Origin of the sequence: Micromonospora sp. MP36 (assembly GCF_008119785.1) — a bacterium.
Taxonomy (GTDB): domain Bacteria; phylum Actinomycetota; class Actinomycetes; order Mycobacteriales; family Micromonosporaceae; genus Micromonospora.
In genome coordinates this window covers 1-20755 of record NZ_VSFA01000039.1, presented here as the reverse complement: position 1 = coordinate 20755, position 20755 = coordinate 1, and the positions used below count along the sequence as shown (strand labels likewise).

General features: G+C 69.3%; 16 protein-coding genes and 1 pseudogene. 11 read left to right on the top strand and 6 right to left on the bottom strand.

The features are described from left to right. Nucleotides 1–44: 44 nt before the first annotated feature. From FXF52_RS44135 to FXF52_RS23215, 3 genes and pseudogenes are all read right to left on the bottom strand, one after another. Nucleotides 45–383, bottom strand: a pseudogene (locus FXF52_RS44135) (cyclopropane-fatty-acyl-phospholipid synthase family protein); the annotation flags it as partial. Nucleotides 384–634: 251 nt separating this feature from the next. Then, on the bottom strand, nt 635–1159 hold the full coding sequence (locus FXF52_RS23220) for an SMI1/KNR4 family protein (protein WP_148799988.1): 525 nt from the start codon (nt 1157–1159) through the stop codon (nt 635–637). Between the two features lie 76 nt (nt 1160–1235). Next, nucleotides 1236–1589 carry a nitroreductase/quinone reductase family protein gene (locus tag FXF52_RS23215; RefSeq protein ID WP_148799986.1) on the bottom strand — a complete coding sequence of 118 codons (354 nt, stop codon included), beginning with the start codon at nt 1587–1589 and terminating at the stop codon, nt 1236–1238. Nucleotides 1590–1828: 239 nt separating this feature from the next. Here FXF52_RS23215 and FXF52_RS23210 point away from each other — a divergent pair, with 239 nt between their 5' ends. After that, complete coding sequence (locus FXF52_RS23210; protein ID WP_255472243.1) at nt 1829–2767, top strand: PrsW family intramembrane metalloprotease; 939 nt, start codon at nt 1829–1831, stop codon at nt 2765–2767. Nucleotides 2768–2864: 97 nt separating this feature from the next. On the opposite strand, the gene FXF52_RS23205 is transcribed toward FXF52_RS23210, so the two are convergent. Further along, entirely contained in the window at nt 2865–3638 is a 774-nt protein-coding gene (locus tag FXF52_RS23205) for a DUF2306 domain-containing protein (protein WP_148799985.1), read from the bottom strand. A gap of 279 nt (nt 3639–3917) precedes the next feature. Between FXF52_RS23205 and FXF52_RS23200 the strand changes: the two genes are divergently transcribed. The 8 genes from FXF52_RS23200 to FXF52_RS23165 all read left to right on the top strand — a co-directional run bounded on the left by FXF52_RS23200 (nt 3918) and on the right by FXF52_RS23165 (nt 11417). After that, nucleotides 3918–4523 carry a helix-turn-helix domain-containing protein gene (locus FXF52_RS23200; protein ID WP_148800102.1) on the top strand — a complete coding sequence of 202 codons (606 nt, stop codon included), beginning with the start codon at nt 3918–3920 and terminating at the stop codon, nt 4521–4523. Then, on the top strand, nt 4523–4894 hold the full coding sequence (locus FXF52_RS23195; protein ID WP_148799984.1) for a hypothetical protein: 372 nt from the start codon (nt 4523–4525) through the stop codon (nt 4892–4894). The genes FXF52_RS23200 and FXF52_RS23195 overlap by 1 nt, the downstream gene beginning before the upstream one ends. Then, complete coding sequence (locus FXF52_RS23190) at nt 4891–5811, top strand: ABC transporter ATP-binding protein (protein WP_148799983.1); 921 nt, start codon at nt 4891–4893, stop codon at nt 5809–5811. The genes FXF52_RS23195 and FXF52_RS23190 overlap by 4 nt, the downstream gene beginning before the upstream one ends. Next, nucleotides 5808–6605: an ABC transporter permease gene (locus tag FXF52_RS23185; RefSeq protein ID WP_148799982.1), complete on the top strand. Its 798-nt coding sequence runs from the start codon at nt 5808–5810 to the stop codon at nt 6603–6605. Before FXF52_RS23190 ends, FXF52_RS23185 begins: the two co-directional genes overlap by 4 nt. A 237-nt stretch (nt 6606–6842) precedes the next feature. Next, entirely contained in the window at nt 6843–8996 is a 2154-nt protein-coding gene (locus tag FXF52_RS23180; protein ID WP_148799980.1) for an MMPL family transporter, read from the top strand. 316 nt (nt 8997–9312) lie between these two features. Continuing rightward, the gene (locus tag FXF52_RS23175) at nt 9313–9552 is read left to right on the top strand and encodes a hypothetical protein (protein ID WP_148799978.1); all 240 of its coding nucleotides are present in this window, start codon (nt 9313–9315) and stop codon (nt 9550–9552) included. Nucleotides 9553–9684: 132 nt separating this feature from the next. Further along, entirely contained in the window at nt 9685–10293 is a 609-nt protein-coding gene (locus tag FXF52_RS23170; protein WP_187413648.1) for an RNA polymerase sigma factor, read from the top strand. Next, complete coding sequence (locus FXF52_RS23165; RefSeq protein WP_148799974.1) at nt 10290–11417, top strand: hypothetical protein; 1128 nt, start codon at nt 10290–10292, stop codon at nt 11415–11417. The genes FXF52_RS23170 and FXF52_RS23165 overlap by 4 nt, the downstream gene beginning before the upstream one ends. Nucleotides 11418–12039: 622 nt before the next feature. On the opposite strand, the gene FXF52_RS23160 is transcribed toward FXF52_RS23165, so the two are convergent. Then, nucleotides 12040–14166: an MMPL family transporter gene (locus FXF52_RS23160; RefSeq protein ID WP_148799972.1), complete on the bottom strand. Its 2127-nt coding sequence runs from the start codon at nt 14164–14166 to the stop codon at nt 12040–12042. A 38-nt stretch (nt 14167–14204) separates the two neighbouring features. Between FXF52_RS23160 and FXF52_RS23155 the strand changes: the two genes are divergently transcribed. Both FXF52_RS23155 and FXF52_RS23150 read left to right on the top strand, forming a co-directional pair. Further along, nucleotides 14205–15581 carry a histidine kinase gene (locus FXF52_RS23155; protein ID WP_255472241.1) on the top strand — a complete coding sequence of 459 codons (1377 nt, stop codon included), beginning with the start codon at nt 14205–14207 and terminating at the stop codon, nt 15579–15581. Next, the gene (locus tag FXF52_RS23150) at nt 15533–16177 is read left to right on the top strand and encodes a response regulator transcription factor (protein ID WP_148799970.1); all 645 of its coding nucleotides are present in this window, start codon (nt 15533–15535) and stop codon (nt 16175–16177) included. The genes FXF52_RS23155 and FXF52_RS23150 overlap by 49 nt, the downstream gene beginning before the upstream one ends. Before the next feature lie 1287 nt (nt 16178–17464). On the opposite strand, the gene FXF52_RS23145 is transcribed toward FXF52_RS23150, so the two are convergent. After that, nucleotides 17465–20539 (bottom strand): DUF3427 domain-containing protein, encoded by a 3075-nt coding sequence (locus FXF52_RS23145; protein ID WP_148799968.1) that lies wholly within the window; start codon nt 20537–20539, stop codon nt 17465–17467. Nucleotides 20540–20755: the final 216 nt, after the last annotated feature.

Here is a 20755-nt window from a genome sequence, read left to right as displayed (position 1 = left end):
CAGAGCCGGCCACCAGGCCGCACGAACTCGGCGAGCGCCTTGAGGGCGTTGACCGTTCCGCCGAAGGCATGCGAGGCGCCAACGCACAGGACACGATCGCCTGTCTCCCGCGAGGTCGCCGCTTCCCCCGTCACGAAGGTGACGTGCTTGTCCAACGACCGCCCAGCCGCCAGTGCCCGCCCCCGCACGAGAGCGCCATCATCCGTGTCGACCCCGACGCCCGTCGTCACAGCTGCGCCGCTCACTCCTCCGGCGGCAACCGCCCTCAGCAGCAACTCACCCCACCCGCAGCCGAGATCAAGCACGCGCGCGCCCGGCCGGACGTCGAGCCGCTGCAGAAGCAGAGCGGCGTGTTCCTCCGATAGTGGCGTGTTCCAGCGCATCCGCACGTAGCGCGAGGCGGCGAGGTCGTCAGTGGTCTGCATCCGCTGAGGGTGCCAAGCCCGGTTGGACGGCGCATCCCCGTTTCGCGGCCGCCACGGCAATCGATGGCGGCCACTCAGTAGCCCGCAGAGCGGCCGCGCCGGTCAACTCTCGGCCACCCCAGTCACAAGGGTGTACAGAAGAGCCTGGCGGCCGGCCGCGTCGAGGCCACTGCGGCGGTCACGTTGACGATCCGCTGATAGTCGTACGCCTACCGGCACATCGAGTCGACCAGTTCCTCGAACCTGGGGAACTCGGCGCGGGCCGCGGTGATGACCTCGGCCGCCGACCGTCGGGCGTGTGGCGCCCATCGTGCCGCGATCCGCGCCCGGTGCGCGTCTACCCGTGGGACGTGTTCGTGCCGTGGGTACATCGTCGCCTCCAGCGGCCCGAACCCGTCGGCGAGCAGCCACAGGTACGTCGCCAGATCCTGCGCCACCACCGCTGTCTCGCCCTCGGAGCCGAGGAACACGACGGGTTGCCGTTCGACCGGCTCGCCCGGGCGGACCAGCCAGAACGCGGCGATGCCGCCGGTGCCGTCCTGCCCGAACACCCGGAAGTCGCTGCCGTCGAGCTCCGGGTTCCCGGTCCACGCCTGGAACCACTCGGCGGTCTCCTCGGCGGTGAGAAACGCCTCGTACGGCTCGAAGTCGACCCCGTCGCCCCGGTTGTAGTCGAATCCCGGCTCGTGAGCCTCGGCAAGCGGCACCGGCAGTTCACGGCGATCCTGATCCACGTCGGCACCTTAGCCGCGCCGTCTGACGTTTCTCGGCTGCCGGGCTGGCCGCGCCCCGCCGCTCGCAGGAGCTGGGCTATCCGAGGGGGACCTGGACGGCGACGTCGTGCTTGGGGTAGTACGCCTCGAACTGGTCGGTGCCGTACTTGTCGCGGAACATCGCCACGACGTGGTCGACCCGGTCCGCGTCGGTGATCGGGGTGGCGCTGGAACTCAACGCCGTGCCGTTCGCGGCGATCTGGATCATCGGCGTGCGTCGGACGTTCTTGTACCAGTCGCTGTCCGAGCCGGTGACAGGTACCAGGAAGACGCTGTCCTCCTCCTGCACGAACCACACCGGGTGGGAGATCTGCCGTCCGGTCTTCCGGCCGGTCACGGTGATCTCGACCTCCTTGACGCCCTGCAGAGCGTCCCTGATCGCGTTGGCCACGTTGCCCTCCGACGGCTGCCCCGAGTGCTCCCGCCTGCCAGGCTATGAAGCCCCGGGCCGGTCCGCCGCCGGTTCCGCGACCTTGTCACCGGCACGGAGCACCCGCGCCGCCTGTTCCGGCCGGCCCATCTCTCGTAACGCTCCTTTTGGGTGCTGCGCACCTTTTACGATGAACTCTCAGATCTCATACCTGCGTCGAGCGGTGCCGGAGGCCGCGGACGAGTTCCGAGGAGGCGGCGGTGGTCCAGGCGTACCCCCAACCGCCGCCCCTGACGAGGAGCCGGCGGCCGTGGCTGCGGATCTTCCTGGTCGGCCTGGCCCTGTGGCTCGCCACCGTGGTGGTCATCTTCCTGACCGGCAACCCCGCCCTGGTGCCGACGCTGGTACTGCTCGGCAGCTTCCTGGTGCCCGTGACGTTCGTGGTGTGGGCGTTCCAGCGGCGGGAGACCGGCGAGCTCACCCCGGGGCTGATCCTGAGCACGTTCCTGGCCGGCGGTGTGCTCGGCGTGCTGGCCGCGTCGCTGCTGGAGTCCTATCTGCTGCGCCCGTCGTGGTGGCTGTTCCTCGGCGTGGGGCTCATCGAGGAGGCCGTGAAGCTCGCGGTGCTGGCGTTCCTCACCCGGCATCTGCATGTGAAGGCGCCACGGGACGGGATGATCCTCGGCGCCTCGGTCGGGTTCGGCTTCGCGGCCCTGGAAACCGCCGGGTATGCGTTCACCGCGCTGTTCACCGCCCACGGGCTGTCGGTGACGCAGGCGGTCGTGACCGAGTTGCTGCGCGGCGTGATTACACCGTTCGGTCATGGGCTGTGGACGGCGATCCTCGGCGGGGTGCTCTTCTCGTCCAGCACCCGGGAGCACTTCGTGGTCACCGGGCGGCTCGTCCTGGCCTACCTCGGGGTGTCCCTGCTGCACGCGTTCTGGGACGGCATGCACGTGATCGCGCTGATCCTGACCGTGCTGCTCACCGGAGGCACCGTGAGTCGGCACGGCGGGCTGGTCCGGCCGACCCCTGGGCAGGTCGCGGTCTTCGCCGTACTGGAGTTGGCGGGGCTGGCGCTCGTGGCCGTCGTCGGGCTCCTCTGGCTGTGGGCGCTGGTGCGGTCCGCGCGCCGCGCGCCGCGGATGCCGCCGCCGGCGTACGGGTGGCGGGTGCCGATCCGCCCGCCGACCACCTGAGATCGCGACGCCACGCCTGGTCAACCGATGCCGCGCGGATCCCGCCCGGCCGCTGGGATCGTCTTCCGCTGTCGGGGTCGGCCCGGTTCACCTGTCGTCATGTCGCGTCGTGGCGGCTGCTGGCGGCTTGGCCGGTGCGGCGGATCCGGCGGCGGGCGTCGCCGCGGTCCAGCCACCACTCGGCGACGAGCAGGTTGACCACCCAGCTCATCCAGACGCTGGCGCCGGCCGCTGCCCGGATCATCGCGTCCTGATCGCCGCCGTAGGTCGTGTCGACGTGGGGCAGCAGCAGGATGACGAAGAGGATCAGCCACGCCCGGTTCAGCACGATCGATGTGGTCAGGGCGAAGCTGCGGATCATCCACCGGCGATGTTCGACGAAGCGGCGTTGCCGTGCCATCCGGTATCCGGCGATCGAGGTGGCGAGCCAGAGGACCGCGAGCATGGTGTTGCCGACCTGTGAGACGAAGCCGGTGCTGCTCAGGGGTGCGACGCCCAATACGGCGATGCCCGCTGGGAAGACTCCGGCGAAGAAGTACGCCCGGCCGATCCACCGGTGCGCGGTCGGGTAGCGGCGGCGGAACCATGGCCAGACCTGGAAACAGCCGGCGAGCAGTGCCACCGAGCCGAACAGGATGTGCGCCACCAGCAGCGGGTAGTACTGCGGGTAGCCCTGCGGGACCGGCAGCCGGGACCGGCTCGGATCGAGCGTCACGTAGGGCGGCAGCGCGTACCCGACGAACGCAACCGCGACCACGAGCAGCGGTACCGTCCAGCGCAACTGCCGCCGCGCGCGTCTGCGACCGGCCGGTTGCCCGGCTGGTGCGCCGGTGGCCGGCGGGGTTGACGAGTTGTCGACCGTCGTGGGCATATCGGTTCCCCTGTCGTCTCACATCGGCTGGCCTTCTCGTTGACCGAGGGCAGCCGGCGTTCACCCACCCGGCCCGATCTGCCGGGTCCCGCGACCGACCACGGCTGGCTGTGCCGCTCGTGACGCGACGAACCGGATGGAACGACTGCGCTGTGCCGGCCGTCGGGTCAGCGGTGCTGGGTCCCGCATTGGCGGTGGTGCTGGCCCTACCCCGTCCACGCGCCGTTACCCGGCCGGATGCGTTATCAATCTCGATAGTGATAAGGTTGGCCCGTGGAGATGTCGAGTGGGCGTTGGGCAGAGCTGGCGCTGCATCCGGTGCGCATCCGGATCCTGCGCGCGGTATCCGGTGGACGGCTGACCACCCACGACCTCGTGGCGCTGCTGCCGGACATCCCGCAGGCCACGCTGTACCGGCACCTGGCCACGCTGGTCAAGGCCGGCCTGATTGAGGTGGTGGAGGCGCGCAAGATTCGCGGCGCGGTCGAGCGGGTCTACGCGCTGCCCGCCCACGGCGCGACGTTGGACGCCGAGGCCCTGGCCACCGCGACACCCGAGGATCACGCCCGCTACTTCACCGCGTTCGTGTCGAGCCTGCTGTCGGAATTCTCCCGCTACCTCGCCCGCGACCGGATCGACTTCGTCGCCGACGGGGTCGGATACCAGCAGCTCGTGCTTCACCTGACCGACGCGGAGCTGGCCAAGTTCGCCGCCGACCTCAACCAGGTCATCGGGCCGCTGCTTCGCAACGAGCCCGGCAAGGGCCGGGTGCCGCGGCTGCTGGCCACCATCCTGCTGCCGGCCGACCAGCCGACACCCAGCGACACCACACAAGAGACGCCGGAGCGGGAAGAAGGCTCGGGCACGACGGAAGGAAGTGGCTGATGGCATCGGTCACGGTTACCGGCGACCTGGTCGACATCCGGTTCACCGGGTGGGAGCGGCTCTGGATCGGGCGGGAGCGGTTGGCCATCCCGGTCGCGGCCGTACGGCAGGCGACCGCGGTCGACGGCCCGTTGCGCCTGGCCCGCGGCGGCCGGCGCGGAATCGTCGTGTCCGGCTTCGTCAAGATCGGCGTCTGGGGTCTGTTCGGCGGCCCCCGTCAGCTCGTGGCCGCGCGCCGGGATGAGCCGGGACTGCACCTCGTCCTGGACCGCGCGGCCGCAGGTGGGGAGTTCGACGAGGTCGTGCTCTCCCACCCGGCCGCGCCCGGTATCGCGGACGCGGTCGGACGCGCGATGGCGGCCCGCGCATGAGCGACGACCGCCTGAAGATCGAGGTCTCGCACCTGACCAAGCGGTACGGTGCCGTCACCGCCGTACGTGATCTCACCTTCACCGTCGAGCCGGGCGTGGTCACCGGGTTCCTGGGCCCGAACGGCGCCGGCAAGACCACCACGATGCGCATGCTGACCGGCCTCGTGTCGCCCACGTCCGGCGCTGCGACGATCGGCGGCCGGCCGTACCGGCGGTTGCCGCGGCCATCACGCACCGTCGGCGCGGTGTTGGACGCGAACGCGTTCCACCCCGGCCACACCGCCCGCGACCACCTGCGGGTCTACGCCGCGATGGGCGGCTACCCGGACAGCCGGGTCGCCGAGCTGCTCGACCTGCTCGGCCTCGCCGAGGCCGCCGACCGCCGCACCCGCGGGTTCTCCACCGGCATGCGGCAGCGGCTCAACCTCGCCACCGCGCTGCTCGGCGACCCCCGGGTGCTGCTGCTGGACGAGCCGAGCAACGGCCTCGACCCGGAAGGCATGCGGTGGCTGCGGAGCTTCCTGCGCCAGCTGGCCGACGAGGGACGCACCGTCCTGATCTCCAGCCACGTGCTCAGCGAGATCCAGCAGCTCGTCGACGACGTGGTGGTGATCCGGCGCGGCGAGCTCATCGCCGCCGGGCCGTGGTCGCGGCTCGCCGGACCACCGGCGGTGCTGGTGAGCTCGCCGGATGCCGACCAACTGGCCGCCGCCCTGCGGGTCAGCCGGCCAGACCGCGACGCACCGCGAGTCGAACCCGTCGAGGGCGGCCGGCTCCGGGTGCACGGGCTGGACGCGCCGGACGTCGCCGACCTCGCCGCCGCGCACCGGCTGCGGGTGCACGAGCTGGTCACCGAGGCACCCGGCCTCGAACAACTCTTCCTCCATCTGACCACCGACAAGGCGGCCGCCCCATGAACCACCTGATCAAAGCGGAGTTCCGCCGGCTGCTCGCCACCCGGATGTGGCGCGGGCTGTTGCTCGCCGCAGCCCTGCTCGGCGGCGGCATGATGAGCGCGATGGCGCTCGTCGGGCCGGAGAACTTCACCCCGCCCATGCCCGGCATGGACACCGAAACCGGGGTCCGCTCGATCCTCGGCATCCTCGGCTACACCGCATTCGTGCCGGCCGCCGCCGGCACACTCGCCGTCACCTCCGAGTACCGGCACCGCACCGCCGCCGTCACGTTCCTGTTCGCGCCCCGCCGCTGGCAGGTGGTCGCCGCCAAACTCGCCACCTACGGCGTCGCCGGACTGGCGTACGGGCTGATCCTCGCCGGCACCGCCGCCGCGGCCCTGTTCACGGTCGCCGCCGCCCGCGGCGACTCGCTCGGCCTGCCACCCGGCACCGTTCTCGCGTTGCTCGCCCGTATCGGCCTCGCCATGGTCGTGTACCTGCTGCTCGGCGTCGGAGTGGGCGCCCTGGTCCGAAACCAGGTCGTAGCCCTGTGCCTCGTGATCGGCTACCTGTACATGGGCGAGGCGCTGCTCATGATGATCCCCGGCGTCAACGTGCTCTACCCGGTCCTGCCCGGCGGCGCCACCGCCGCCCTCACCGACTTCACCTACCTCGCCGACGCCATGTCACAAGAACTCGGCAGCACCGCAGTCCACCTCCTGCCACCGGCCGCCGGCGCGCTGCTGCTCACCGCGTACGCACTCGCCGCCACTCTGATCGCCGTCGTCAGCTCCGTGCGCCGCGACATCACCTGACCTTCATCGCGCTGGCTGAGCGCGCTCGGCAACCACTGGTGCGACAGATCGGGCACCCGGTCGGGCCGGCCGGGTACCCGAACCTGGAAAAGCTGCACGTCGCGCCATCCGAAAAGGAGTGACAGTCGACGCTATGGTGTGACAGGGGGTAACCGAGGCTGCCGGGCAGGGTGACGGGCGGGAGTCCACAAGCGCTCCAGGCCTCAGACGGTGGTGCCGAACACACGGGGGGTAGCCATGTTCGAGCGGCTGGGCAGATTCGTCGTACGCAGGGCGTGGTGGGTGATCGGCGGCTGGCTGCTCGCAGCAGCCGCCATCGTCTTCACCACACCGTCGCTGAGCGACATCACCTCCGCCGACCAGGAAAGCTTCCTGCCGCACTCGTACGAGTCCGTGCAGGCCACCGAACTCGGCAAGAAGGCATTTCCGCAGCAGGCCACCGCGACGGCGACCATCGTGGTCAAGCGCGCCGACGGGCAGCCGCTCACGCCGGCCGACCAGGCGAAGGTGGGTCAGCTCGCCCAGTCGCTCAAGGCCAGGAACATCGCGCACACCTCCGGCTATCTGACCGGCCCGCAGGCGGTGGCGCCGGACAAGTCGGTGCAGGTGGTGAACGTCGGGCTCAGTGCGGTCGCCCCGGACGACCCAGGGCTGCTCGACGCCGTACGCGACCTGCGGGCGGCCATCGGCCCGGACCTGGCGGGCAGCGGGCTGACCGCGGGCGTGGCTGGCGACGTGGCGAGCTTCGTCGACAACGAGGACACCTTCAACAAGGCCTTCTCCGTGGTCGGCATCGCGACGATCATCCTGATCATCGGACTGATCCTGATCATTTTCCGCAGTCCCATCGCCGCGCTGCTGCCCGTGGTGGTCATCGGTGTCGTCCTGACCATCACGACCGGGCTCGTCGCCGCAGCGGGCAAGGCGTTCGACCTCAGCGTCAGCCAGGATCTGCAGACGATCCTGCTGATCGTGCTGTTCGGCATCGGCACCGACTACATCCTGTTCCTGCTCTTCCGCTACCGCGAGCGGCTACGCGCCGGTGACGACAAGCGCACCGCCATGATCGTCTCCGTTCAGCGGGTCGGCGAGGTCATCACCTCGGCCGCGGGAGCGGTCATCGTCGCGTTCCTCGTGCTGCTCCTGGCCTCCCTGGGCTTCTTCGGCTCGCTCGGCCCGGCGCTCGCGATCGCCGTCGCCGTCATGCTGGTCACCTCCCTCACCCTCATCCCGGCCGTCGTGTCGCTGCTCGGCCGGTACGTCTTCTGGCCGTCCAAGGCCTGGCGGCGTCCCCCCAAGGCCACCATGTCCCACCGCCTCGGCAGCGCCATCGGACGCCGGCCGGCGCTCGTCGCGGCGGCATCCGGCGCCCTGCTGGTCGCGCTCGCCGCAGGCGTGCTGAGCTACAAAGCCGACTACGACTTCAGCGCCGGCTTCCCCCAGGACACCGAGTCGGCGAAGGCCGCCAAGGACCTGCAGCACGGGTTCGCCGCCGGCGCGCTCGCCCCCACCGAGGTCTACCTGACCACCGGCAACGGGTCACCGCTGACCGAGCAACAGGTCAGCGACTTCGCCGCGGCCGCGGCGGGCGCCCCGGGAGTGGGCCGAGTGCAGCCGCCGGAGCGCAGCAGCGACCCGAGCGTGGCCCGGGTCAACCTGCTGCTCAACGAGAACCCGGTCTCCAACAAGGCGATCACCCTCGTCCGCGACGACCTGCGCGACGCCCTGCACAAGGCGGCCCCGCAAGGCACCCGGGCGCTGGTCGGCGGCACCACCGCGATCTTCGCGGACATCAACTCGGCGAACAACCGCGACCTGTCGGTGATCCTGCCGGTGGCGGCCGGCCTGATCGCGCTCATCCTCGCCCTGCTGCTGCGCAGCCTGGTCGCGCCGATCTACCTCGTGATAGCGGTGCTGCTCAACTTCGCCGCCACACTGGGTGCCACGGTCTATCTCTTCCAAGGGCTGCAGGACAAGCCCGGCGTCACCTTCCAGCTGCCGATCATCCTCTACCTCTTCGTGGTGGCGATCGGGACCGACTACAACATCCTGATGATCGCCCGACTACGGGAGGAGGCGCGGGAGGGCAACGAGCCGCACGAGGCCGCTGCCATCGGCGTGGAACACGCCGGCCCGACGGTCGCCGCGGCGGGCCTGATCCTTGCCGGGACGTTCGGGGTGCTGATGCTCGCGCCGATCTCGTTCCTGCAGCAGATGGGCTTCGCGGTGGCGATCGGCATCGTGCTGTCGGCGTTCGTCATGTCGATGTTCTTCGTCCCCGCCCTCACCGCGCTGATCGGACACAAGGCGTGGTGGCCGGGCCACGGCGACCAACGGCCGGCCAGCGACCGGCAGCTCCCGCCGGAACCGGCCAGCGTGGCGAACGCCTAGCGGGCGGCGCGCCCAGGTGGCTAAGCAGGTGCCAGGTATCGCCTGCTGAGGTTCAGATCAGACCCTCATCAAAGCTCGCGCTGCCTTCTTGCTGCCTTCGCCCAGTCCTCACCCCCCTCCGGGGTGACCTCCAGTAGGAGATCGCCTCGATCTGCACAAGCACGCTGCCCACGGCCGTCGCCTAGGCGGTCACGCCCTCCCGGCGTCCTCCGCGCAGCCGGCTCGATCGCGACTTTCACGTTTACCTACCCCCGCGGACCACATCTCCCGGGAGGGCAGCGAGGGCTGCTCTCGGCACGTGAGGAGATCGTCTAAGTTGGACAGGGATGTGACGAACACCGGTTCCACCTCCGATGCCGCTGGCGCAACCCGTCAGCGGTCGGCCCGCCGGAGCCCGGCGCGCCGGCTGGGCACCAAGGGCCTGCTCGCGGTGACAAACGGTGTTCTGGCGGGAGTCGGCGGGGTCTACCTGGCCACCGTCAGCCTCCCCGTCACGGGGATCGCGGCGGCTGCGGCGGTGATCATCGGCAGCTTGGTCGTGATCGTGCATCGATAGCCAAGACGGGCGGCATCCCGGCGGGGTGCCGCCCCTCCCAAAAAGTTCGAAGACCAGTTTCACAGATCCTGGTTCCCGTGGACCTACCTCCCTAGAGCGGGAGTCACCGACGAAGAGATGGGGAGGCCGCCCGTGGTCCGAGCGGACAAGGGCTTGGCGCAGGCGGCACCCGCGCCGCATGCCGACGCGACGGTGCCGGTCGCCAGCGACGTCGACAAGTTCATCGACAGCACCTACCCCTCGTTGCTGAAGACCGCCCTCATCGAGGTCCGCAGCATCCACGAGGCGGAGGACGTCGTCAACCAGGTGATGGTGGAGCTCCTCCGCAAGTGGGAGACGATCGTGCAGACGGTGGACAACCCGCTGGCGTATGCCCGGACGGCGCTGATCAACCGGATCCGGAAGAACAGAGCGCGTGAAGCCGAGCGACTGCCCCGCACACTCCGCGGTGGCCATCTCACCCCCGCTGGTTTCGAGGACACGTCGATGACCGCTTGGGAGGAGCGGGAGTGGGTGCTCCAGCACCTGAAGCAACTCCCGCACAACCAGCGGGCGGTGATGGCGTACGAGTACGACGGCCTGACCCCCAACGAGATCGCCGTCAAGCTTGGCAAGAAGCCCGCCAACGTGCGCAAGCTGCTGCAGCTCGCTCGCGACCGGCTCAAGGTCGAGCTGGAACGGGAGCTTCAGCGAGAGAACAACGAGTTCGGCGCTCAGGGCACAAGGAAGGAGACCCGGTGACTACTTACGATGGCCACCTGGACCCGGCCGACCCGAAGCCGGAGTCCCTGGAGGAGCTGGCAAACGAAGTCAGCGAACTGGCGGACAAGATCGTCGCCGCGCGACTGGGTAACGGCGAACTTGCCAGGCGTCGGGAGTGGCTCAAGCAGGCGGCGGCCGAGAAGCCCATTCCCTCGGACGTCACGTGCAGCTCTAATATCGGCAATCAGGCAAGTCTTCCAATCGTGGCACTCAGCCGGGAATCGCGTAACTTCAATTGGCCGACCGCGCAGTACACCATGACTGCACGGCGGGAAGCAGCATCGATCCGCGCCCAGGCACGCAAGGACGCAGAGGAGTATCGGGACGCTGCCCTAAGACGCGCCGCCGATACCATCGCCCAAGCCCGTGCGGAAGCCCAAAAGATTCTAGAAGAGGCCCGCCAAGAGGCCGACAGAATCTTGGGCGAAGCAAAGGAAGAAGAGCAGCGCCTGAATACTGCGGCTCGGCACGCATCCAGCACTCGAAATGAAGCGCTAGAGGGACTTTGCGCCGCGGACAGGTTCACTTCAATTGCTAGGAAGGCAGTCATTGAGGCGTGCGTCGAGTCCCGGATAGAGGCTTTCGCGGGGGGTGCCGCGTTGCTGTGCCGATCCGAGAATGTGGAAACGTTCGGAAGGCTCGTGCGACTCTACAGATCCCAATCTCCAGCCGCCCCAAGATGGAGTGGGCCCCTGCGATTGGAAGGCATGCTTTACGAGCAAGCCACCCGAGCGGTCGCACCGAGGCAACAACTTGAGGTTGAATGCAGCGACGCCATTAATGCGCAAGGAGTTGGCGCTCGCATGCCCCTAGTGGTAGTAGGTGCAGTGCGCTATGCACTGTTGATCCACCACTCCGCCCTGGCCGGGAGTTCTGGCGGCAGGCTAATAGTGGAGGCGATCGAAGCAAAGACCAGCCCGAGATGTTTGAATACGGATGCTTTACCCGCATGTAGAAACGAGCCGGCTCGCAAGGTAAGCCAAGAAAGTCATGATTCGGCAACCTATCTTCCTGCTGGCTCATACACGGATGACGCGTTCAATGCAAGTCATTGGCAGGGCCGCAGTGCGTTTACCCTGCTGCAGTTCACCAGCTACAGGTAAGTCCTACAGCCGCACCTGGCTAGCCGCCCAGCCACAGCCCGTGCCCTGGGTAAACGTCGTCGCCAATGGTCGTCCTTGGTCATGCCTGCTCGGCGCCAGACGGCCTGGCGACGGCCTGACCACAACTTGACTGTGCACCATCCCCCTCCGAGCGTCGGTGGCAGATTCCACTGCAACGCCTGCAAATGGTCAAGAAGCGCCATGCAAGACATCGCCGTAACGGCCCAGCCGCGCCTCTGCGCGCTCATGCCTGTGGGGCGCCCTCGTCGCGCTTGGGATACCGATCGGCATTGTCGAGGGTTTTGGCCCAACTGCTGGATTACGCCTCAGGGAAGCTTCACCTCATCCTGTGGGCGCTGGGCGGCACTTTGGTAGTGCTGCCCCTTGTATGGCTGGCCATATGTACTTCGCTCGGCAGAGCAGCAACGCTGCCGGTCAGGTTTCCGCGCTGGCCTGCAAACGCGAGGACGAGCGGCTACCCCGGAGGGCCATCCATGGGATCGCCGCCGCATATGCGAGCGGCGACATCGGGGCACCGTGCGGCCGGTCAAGCCACGAGCGGTGACCGATCCGGGTGCGGCACCGGCCGTACCTCTGTGGCACGGCCGGCACGCGTGAATGCTTACGACGCCGCCGGTATCTGCTCGGCCGGCGGGGCCGCGACCGGCCGGAATGCCGGCCGGGCCAGGGAGCTCGGCCACCAGGTACGGCGGCCGACGTGCAGGGCCAGCGCCGGGACGAGCAGGCTGCGGACCAGGAACGTGTCGAGCAGCACCCCGACGCCGATGATCACGGCCGATTGGACGGACGGCACCAGCGGGAGCACGCTCAGCGCGCCGAACGTGGCCGCGAGGACCACACCCGCGCTGGTGATCACCCCGCCGGTCACGGTCAGCGCGTGCAGCACACCCTGCCGGTGCCCGAGCCGCGCGGTCTCCTCGCGGGTCCGGGTGGTGAGGAAGATGGTGTAGTCGACGCCGAGGGCGACGAGGAACAGGAACGTCTGCAGCGGAATCCCGACGAACAGCTTCGGGTAGCCCATCGCGTCGAGGATCAGCCCGGCCGCGCCCATGGCGGCGACGTAGGACAGGACCACGCTGGCCAGCAACAGCAGCGGCGCGACCAGCGCCCGCAACAGCAGCACCAGGATGACGAACACGACCGCCAGCACCAGCGGCACGACCAGCCGGTTGTCCCGGTCGACCGTGCGTTCCTCGTCGATCAGGTACGCGGTGTCCCCGCCGACGAGGGCCTGCGCACCCGGCACGGCGTGCACCGTCGCGCGCAGCCGCTTGACGGTGTCCAGCGCCGCGTCGCTGTCCGGCGTGTCGGCCAGCACCGCGGCGATTCGCACCCACCGGCCGTCGGGCGAGGGTTCCGGCGCGCGGACCTCGGCCACCCCGCGCACGGTACGGGCGGCGGCCACCACCTGCTCGGTCGAACCGGCGGCGGCCAGGACCTCGGCCGGTGCGACCGATCCCCTCGGGTAGTGCGCCTCGATCATTCGCTGCCCGGTGACCGAACCGACCTCCTTGGTGAACGACTCGTCGTGCGGCATGCCGATGCTCAGGTTGACCATGCCGAAGCTCAACGCGACCAGCGCCGCCGCCGTGCCCAGCCACACCGCGCGGGGCCGCCGGCCGACGAACCCGGCGATCCGCCGCCACACCCCGTGCTGCGCCGCCACGTCGACTCCGACCGCGTCGGGGGAGTAGCGGGGCACGAACGGCCAGAACAGCCACCGCCCGAAGATCACCAGCACGGCCGGCAGCAGCGTCGTCATGGCCAGCAGCGCCGCGACAATCCCGACCGCGCCGACCGGCCCGAGCCCCCGGGTGGACGGCAGCTGCGCGGCGAGCAGGCACAGCAGCCCGATCGCCACGGTCGCCGCCGAGGCGCCGATCGCGCCGATCGACCGGCGCAACGCGACGGCCATCGCCGCGTGCCGGTCGACGTGCCGGCGCAGCTCCTCGCGGTAGCGGGCGATGAGCAGCAGCGCGTAGTCCACGCCGACGCCGAAGACCAGCACGGTCAGGATGCTCTGGCTTTGGAAGTCCACGGCCAGCCCGGCGTGCTTGGCCAGCAGGTACACCACGGCGCTGGCGAGCTGGTTGGCCAGCGCGACCGTGACGAGCGGGATCAACCACAGCACCGGGCTGCGGTAGGTGATGAGCAGCAGCAACGCGACGGTGGCGGCGGTGGCCAGCAGCAGTGTGGTGTCCATGCCGGCGAACGCGTCGAAGACGTCGTCCTCGCCGCCGGCCGGGCCGGTGAGCGCCGTCCGCAACCCATCGGGTGCGCCGTCGGTGAGGCGTTCCTTGATGGCGGCGACCGCGTCGGCGCGCTGGTCGGCGTCCCCGGCGACGGGGAAGGAGAGCAGCAGCGCCTTGCCGTCGTCGCTGGGCGCCGGCGGTGGCACCTGGCCGCCGTCGGCGTACCGGGCGAAGGCTGCGCGGTCGGCGTTGACCTTGGTCCGGTCGGTGGCGGTGAGGCCGGCGTCGCGGGTGTAGACGGCGACGGCCAGGGGTTTCTGCGGGTCCGGGAACGCCTCCTGCGCCCGCTGCACGGCTCGGCTGGCCTCGGCGGTGGCGGGCAGCGCGCCGAGGGCGTCGTTGTCCTGCACCTCGGTCAGCTTCAAGGCCAGCGGCCCGGCCGCCGCGATGAGGACGAGCCAGAAGACGAGCATCGCGTACTTGCTGCGGCGGCCGGACGGCAGCCCGGCGAGTGCCGTTTTCTTTTCCCTGGTCATGCCCTTGATCCTTGGGACGGAAAGGAGTGAAGGCAGGAGTGGCAGGTCCCGAACGGCAGGTGGTGGTAGTACCACCGATTCCGCTGGCCCGCGGGGCGGAGAATGGCGGCGTGGACAGCTCCGTACGCGCGGTCGTCTGGCGGCTCATTCGGCCCGGCGCGCTCGCCGCCGTGCAGGGCCTGGCGGTGGCCCTGCTCAGCCTGACCACCAACGTGGCGCTGTTCGTGCTGTCGGTGGTCTCGCTCGCGCTCATCCCCGCGCTCGGCATCGGGTTCGCGATTTTCCCGGCGGTGACCGTGCTGGTGCGGGCGTCGCTGACGCTGCAACGGCGGCTGAGCCGCTGGTCCGGGGCGCCGATCGCGTCGCCGTACGCGCCGGTGCCCGCGGGCGCCCGGATCGGCACCTGGCGGCGGTTCCGGTGGGTGGTCGGGGACCCGGCGACCTGGCGGGACTTCGCCTGGCTGATCCCCGGTGCGATCACCGGCGGCGTGTGCCTGCTGGCGTTCGTGCTGCCCGCGTACGGCCTTGAGGGTGTGCTGTTCGTGCCGTTGGTGCTCTACCTGACCATCGACTGGTACGGCTACGGCGTGTTCTGGCCGATGGACAACCTCGCCAAGGCGTGGCTGGCCGCGCCGCAGGGGTGGCTGCTCCTCGCCGGCGGGCTGGTCGCCGCACGGTGGCTGATGTGGCTGCACTTCCGCTTCGCCGGCCTGTTCCTTGCCCCCACCCGGGCGCAGGAACTGGCCCTGCGGGTCCGGCACCTCACCGCCACCCGCGCCGACACCATCGACACCCAGGCCGCCGAGCTACGCCGGATCGAACGCGACCTGCACGACGGGGCGCAGGCCCGGCTGGTTGCCCTGCGGATGAGTATCGGCCTGGCCGAGAAACTCCTGGCTGACGACCCGGTCGCGGCGCAGCGGCTGCTCAGCGAGGCGCAGGAGGCCAGCGGTCACGCTCTCGCCGAGCTACGCGACCTGGTCCGCGGCATCTACCCGCCCGTGCTCGCCGAACGGGGCCTCGACGGGGCGGTGCAGGCCCTCGCCCTGGCCGTACCAATGCCCGTCGACCTCGACGTGCAGCTAGCCGGCAGCCCACCCGCAGCGGTCGAATCCGCGGCGTACTTCGCCGTCGCCGAGGCGCTGACCAACGTCACCAAACACAGCGGCGCTGGCCGCGCCTGGATACAGCTCTTCTATGACGACGGCGTGTTGAAGATGGTGGTGGGTGACGACGGCCGCGGCGGCGCCACCGTGGACGCGGGGACCGGCCTGGCCGGGGTACGACGCCGGCTGGCAGCCTTCGATGGCACGATGACGGTGACGAGTCCGCCCGGTGGACCCACCGTCGTGACCATGGAGCTGCCGTGCGAGTTGTCATCGCCGAGGATCTCGCCCTCCTCCGGGACGGGCTGACCCGCATCCTCGACGCCTACGGCTACAAGGTCGTCGAAGCGGTCGCCGACGGGCCGTCCGTCCTGCCGGCGCTCACCCGGCACCGCCCCGACGTCGCCGTCCTCGACGTACGCCTGCCACCCACCTTCACCGACGAAGGCCTGCAAGCGGCGCTCGCCGCCCGGGCGCAGCTGCCGGGGCTGCCGATCCTCGTGCTATCCCAACACGTCGAGCAGCTGTACGCGCGGGAACTCCTCGCCGATCGAGCTGGGGGAGTGGGCTACCTGCTCAAGGACCGGGTGTCCAACGTTGGGCAGTTCATCGACGCTGTGCAGCGGGTGGCTGGCGGCGGGATGGTGATGGACCCGGAGGTGGTGTCGCAGCTGCTGGCCCGCAACGCCGGCCCTGATCGGTTGGGGGAACTTACTGCGCGGGAGCGGGAGGTGTTGGGGCTGATGGCTGAGGGACGGTCCAACGCGGCTATCGCGGGTCGGCTGTTTGTCACCGAGAAGGCGGTCAGCAAGCACATCAACAACATCTTCAGCAAGCTGGGGATGCCGCCGTCGGAGGACGACAACCGGCGGGTGCTGGCGGTGCTCGCGTACCTGAACGGCTGAGACTCACGCGGCCAGGACTGTCAAGGGTCCGAGAAGGTTGCTGGTCGCCAGTGAGATTCGCGCGGGGTAGTGGAGAATGTTCGGCAGAATGACGGACGGGTGTCACGGGCGCTCTGAGCGCGGTGCCCATGCCAGAGCGGCCCAGATGCCGCCGGATCCGCCCACGTCGTTCCAGAATGGTCACACAGCCGACCGACACCCTAGCCGTGCTTCCCTTGCGTCGCCCGGCCATGGCCGGACTGAACTGTAGGCGCGCTGCCTGTAGTCATATGGCGGTCATCAACAGCCGCCGTTCGGTCAGGACTGTTGGCCAATCGACGGTTCTGACGGCGGGCAGCATGGACCAACATTCTGAGAATCCCTGCTCTCGCAGCTGGGGGCACGTCAGATCTCGGGGGTGGCGGTGGTGGGACGAAGCATCGGAGATTTCTACGCCGATGCTGAAGGACGCGGTTCGGAGCTGCCGGGGTACGACTGGGAGAACGACGACGCCGCCGACCGTACTCCGGACATCTGGCTCGACAGACTGGTCTCGTCGCCTTCGGCGCAGCGCGTCGGCGTGGCTTCGCCCCGGACGACCAAGGGCCCGTCGGGCCGACGACGGTCAACGAATAGTTCTGCGACTAGAAGAGGGCAGGACCCTGCCGCTTCTCGCCGTCGCCCTACAGACCGAGAAATCGCGGATGCCGCCCATGGCATTCGAGCGAGAATCCCAAACATCGGCCCCAAGGGGATTGCGAAGCGACTCCGCCAACGATGGGCCTTCATCGACTCATTGGCTGTCGACCGGGCGCTGAAACGTCATCCGTTCCCCACCACCCCGCACCAGGGCCGCAGTGCTCCCAGCAGAGCGACCCGAGCCGACAGCCAGCAGCCGGGCCACCTGCAGGAGGTAATTGTTCAACAGGGCAGTGCGATGGTGGGTCGGCGGCTGCGCAGCTTCGCAAAGGCGGCCCGTTACTTAGCCGCGAGCGACCCCGAAATGAGCTTGGCGGGGATGGCTCGCCGCCTTCAGCGGCGGGGCTGGCCCACCTGCACAGAGGCAGACGTGCGGAGGGCGTTGGGAATGAGTCCCACCGCTGCCCCGCGCCCTACTCGGACGTCGTCACCACCGAAGAGCAGCCGACCAGCGGTGGTGGGCATCAGCCCTTCGCTACGAGCGGCACCCCGGCCTCCTGCCGAAATCTGCCCCTCGTGCGCCGTACGCATCTCGGTCCTCGGCATCTGCCGCTGCTCCTAACAGAGGACCGGCTTGCGACAACGGCGCGGCGGGCGTCTGCACGCCGCTCAGGCGGCGATGGCTCGCGCAGCGGCGTAGAGGTCAGCGGGGAGTGGGCGCGCCAACTGCCACTCGATGCGCATAGGCCGGTCGCCAGTGTGCCGCCGGTACGTCATCGGCCCTGCATACAGATACGGCGGCGCGCCCAGGTCGCGGTCGGCGATCTTGGTCTCCCGCAGGAATAGGTGCACCGTCGACCCTCGCTCGGCGTGGTGGATGTAGCGCTGCCCAGTGGCCGAGGCCGACGACGTGGTGCTCTGCGACTCCCACTGGAACAGGCTGTCGGTGATGGCCCGGTCGGCGTACATCGTTGTGGGGGAGTAGTGCTCCTCGGACTTGACCAGCGTGACGAAGAAGAGGTCGGCCTGCTCGTCCGGTAGCCACTTCACGCCCTCACGCAGCGATCCCGGGTTCGCCATCCCGAAGGCCGTGCACGCCTCGTTGCGGCTGTAGCGGGCGTGCACCCGCAACGGCACCCGGTCGGACTGCGGCTCCGGCGTGACCCGGTGGATGCGATCCTGCAACACCTCGACGACCTGGCATAGCTCCGCACAGCGCGCCGGCTCCGCCCAAAGCCGCTTGAGCCGCGCGTCGCGCTCGGTCAGCGGCACTGACGGCCCCCAGAGGCTGAAATGCAGCATGTCCAGCAGCCGTCCGCTGCCGGGCTGCTCGCCGCTCGCGACCCGGGCGAGCAGGTCCAGCCGGTCGACGTCGTCGATGTGTAGCATCCGTCCGATGGCCCGGCCGAGATCGCGGTCGTCCGGCCCGCCGGTCGAGCTGTCGATTCCTGCGAGGCGCCGGAGCCCGGCCCACCCGCCGATGCTGGCCGAACGGTAGACGTCCTCGATTTCCAGGCCGGTCTCCCGCAGGAATTCGGCCAGGCTCACGTCACCGAGCTGCCGCAGCTCTGCCACCAGGCCGTTCTTCGAGGTTGGCAGGGCCGACTTCAGGTTGGCGAGCACGATCTCCTTCGCGACCCGGTCCAGCTCGATGTGGCAGCCGCTCGGCAGTGACGGGAAGCCATCGCGCACGGCGGCCCCGATGGCTCGCCGGCTGACTCCGGTCAGGGCCCGCCAGCGCAGGTCGAAGCGGAAGTTGGCGTGCTGCCCGCCGATGAAGTCGAGCACGGTCAAGCAGGGCTTGTCGTCGTCCAGGCGCAGGCCGCGGCCGAGCTGCTGGAGGAAAATGGTGGCGCTCTCGGTGGGGCGCAGCATGAGGATCGTGTCGACCATCGGCAGGTCGACGCCCTCGTTGAACAGGTCGACGGTGAATAGGACCTGCAGCTCACGCTTGCGGAAGCGATCGATCAGCGCGTGCCGGCCGTCGCGATCGACCCGCGAGGTCACGGCCGCCGATGGCACCCCGTGCTGGGTGAACCAGTCGGCCATGAACTCGGCGTGCCCGATGCTTACGCAGAACCCGAGCGTCCGCATCCGCGCCACGTCGACGGTGTCGCGGACCGCCTGCAGGATCATCCGGGCGCGTGCGTGGTTGCCGGTGTAGACGCCATCCAGCTCGGCTGGGTCGTACCCTTGCCCGCGCTTCCAGCGCAGCTGCGACAGGTCGACGTCGTCGTGCAGCCCGAAATACTGGAACGGCGCCAGCAACTGTCGCTCGAGGGCCTCCCACAGGTGCAGCTCCACCGAGGCGCGGCCGTCGAACCACCGCCGCACGTCGCCGCCGTCGCTCCGGTCCGGGGTCGCGGTCAGCCCCAGCAGGACGCGCGGCCGCAGCCGTTCCAGCAGCTGGGCGTACGTTGGTGCCTCGGCGTGGTGGAACTCGTCGACGATCACCATGTCGAACGCGTCGGGGTCGATTTCCTGCCGCTGCAGTGACTGGATCGAGGCGAAGACGTACTTCCAGTCCTTCGGCCGAGCCCCACCGACGAGGGTTTCGCCGAAGCTGCCGTCCCCCATCACCTGCCGGAACACCGACCGGCTCTGCCGCAGGATCTGCTCCTGATGAGCGACGAAGAGCAGGGAGTTGACCTGGCCAGCCTTGCGAAGGCGCCGGTAGTCCAGCGCGGCTACCACCGTCTTGCCGGTGCCCGTCGCCATCACCACCAGGTTCCGCCAGCGGCCGTGCACCAGCCGCTCGGCGTCCAGGTCGTCCAGAACCTCCTGCTGATACGGGAACGGCCGGACATCCAGGTTTGCGATCTCGGTCGGCGCCTCGTCGGGACGCTCGCCGCGCAGCGCAACCCGCAACCGGTCGGCGTCCTTCGTGGGGTCGTACGCCTCGAAGGTAGAGTCGTTCCAGTAGTCGGTGAATGTCGCCTCGAAGGTGTCGATGACGTGCGGCTGCTCCAGGTTCGAGATCCGCACGTTCCATTCGACGCCGTCGACCAGCGCGGTCTTTGAGAGGTTGGACGAGCCGACGTACGCGGTGGTGGTTCCGTTGCTGCGGCGGAACAGCCACGCCTTGGCGTGCAGCCGGGTGGTCCTGGTCTCGTAGGAGACCTTGATGTCGGCACCCAGCTCGGCGAGCCGATCCAGGGCCCGTTGGTCGGTTGCGCCCATGTACGTCGTGGTGATGACCCGGAGTCGGCCGCCGCGGGCGATCAGGGCGCGGATCGCCGGCTCGACGATGCGCAGGCCATGCCACTTGATGAATGCGCAGAGCAGGTCAACCTCGTCGGCGGAAGCCATCTCGTGGGTGACCTCGTGGCCGATGCGCGGCTGGTGGCGGCCGTTAACCAGCAGGGCGCCGGTGGACAGGGGGGTGGTGGGGCGTACTGGGAAGGCGGGGGCGGCAGGAGGAGTCGGCGGGGCCGCGATGGCGTGTAGCAGGTGCTCCGCGTCGGCGATCTGGTCGTCGGCGCCGACGGCGCGTGGTTCGGCCTGGGCGATGCTCTCCGTGATGCGATTGGCTAGCTCGACCTGGCGGGCGAGCTTGTTTTCGCCACCGCCGACTGCGAGCAGTGCGCGTCGGGCTAAAGCGGTGATGTGCCGGGCAAGTAGGTCGTGAGCATCGCCCGGATCGAGCGGGGTGTGCTGAACCTGAGCAGGGCCGACATGCTGGAGCCGCTTGACAAGGTCCTGGGTGATCAGGTGCTCATAGATGCCGGGCTCAAGATCCGTCACCTTTGGCAAGGTAGCCGGTCAAGGGCTGAAGCGCTGCCCCGCTGCCGAGCACGACGTACCGCTGTCGGCTTCATGACTAAGGGCGCATCTCATTTGGTGAGGCGTCGGTAGCAGATCAGGGTGCTAGCGATGGTGGCGAAGGCTTCGTAGTGGTCGCCTTTGCGGTCGTAGCGGCGGACGAGTCGCCGGTATCGCATGAGCCAGGACATGCACGAA

Excerpts from the sequence above, each read along its gene's own strand:
- FXF52_RS23180 (WP_148799980.1), top strand. The coding sequence starts at position 6,843 with ATGTTCGAGCGGCTGGGCAGATTCGTCGTACGCAGGGCGTGGTGGGTG.
- FXF52_RS23160 (WP_148799972.1), bottom strand. The coding sequence starts at position 14,166 with ATGACCAGGGAAAAGAAAACGGCACTCGCCGGGCTGCCGTCCGGCCGC.
- FXF52_RS23190 (WP_148799983.1), top strand. The coding sequence starts at position 4,891 with ATGAGCGACGACCGCCTGAAGATCGAGGTCTCGCACCTGACCAAGCGG.
- FXF52_RS23195 (WP_148799984.1), top strand. The coding sequence starts at position 4,523 with ATGGCATCGGTCACGGTTACCGGCGACCTGGTCGACATCCGGTTCACC.
- FXF52_RS23185 (WP_148799982.1), top strand. The coding sequence starts at position 5,808 with ATGAACCACCTGATCAAAGCGGAGTTCCGCCGGCTGCTCGCCACCCGG.
- FXF52_RS23200 (WP_148800102.1), top strand. The coding sequence starts at position 3,918 with ATGTCGAGTGGGCGTTGGGCAGAGCTGGCGCTGCATCCGGTGCGCATC.
- FXF52_RS23205 (WP_148799985.1), bottom strand. The coding sequence starts at position 3,638 with ATGCCCACGACGGTCGACAACTCGTCAACCCCGCCGGCCACCGGCGCA.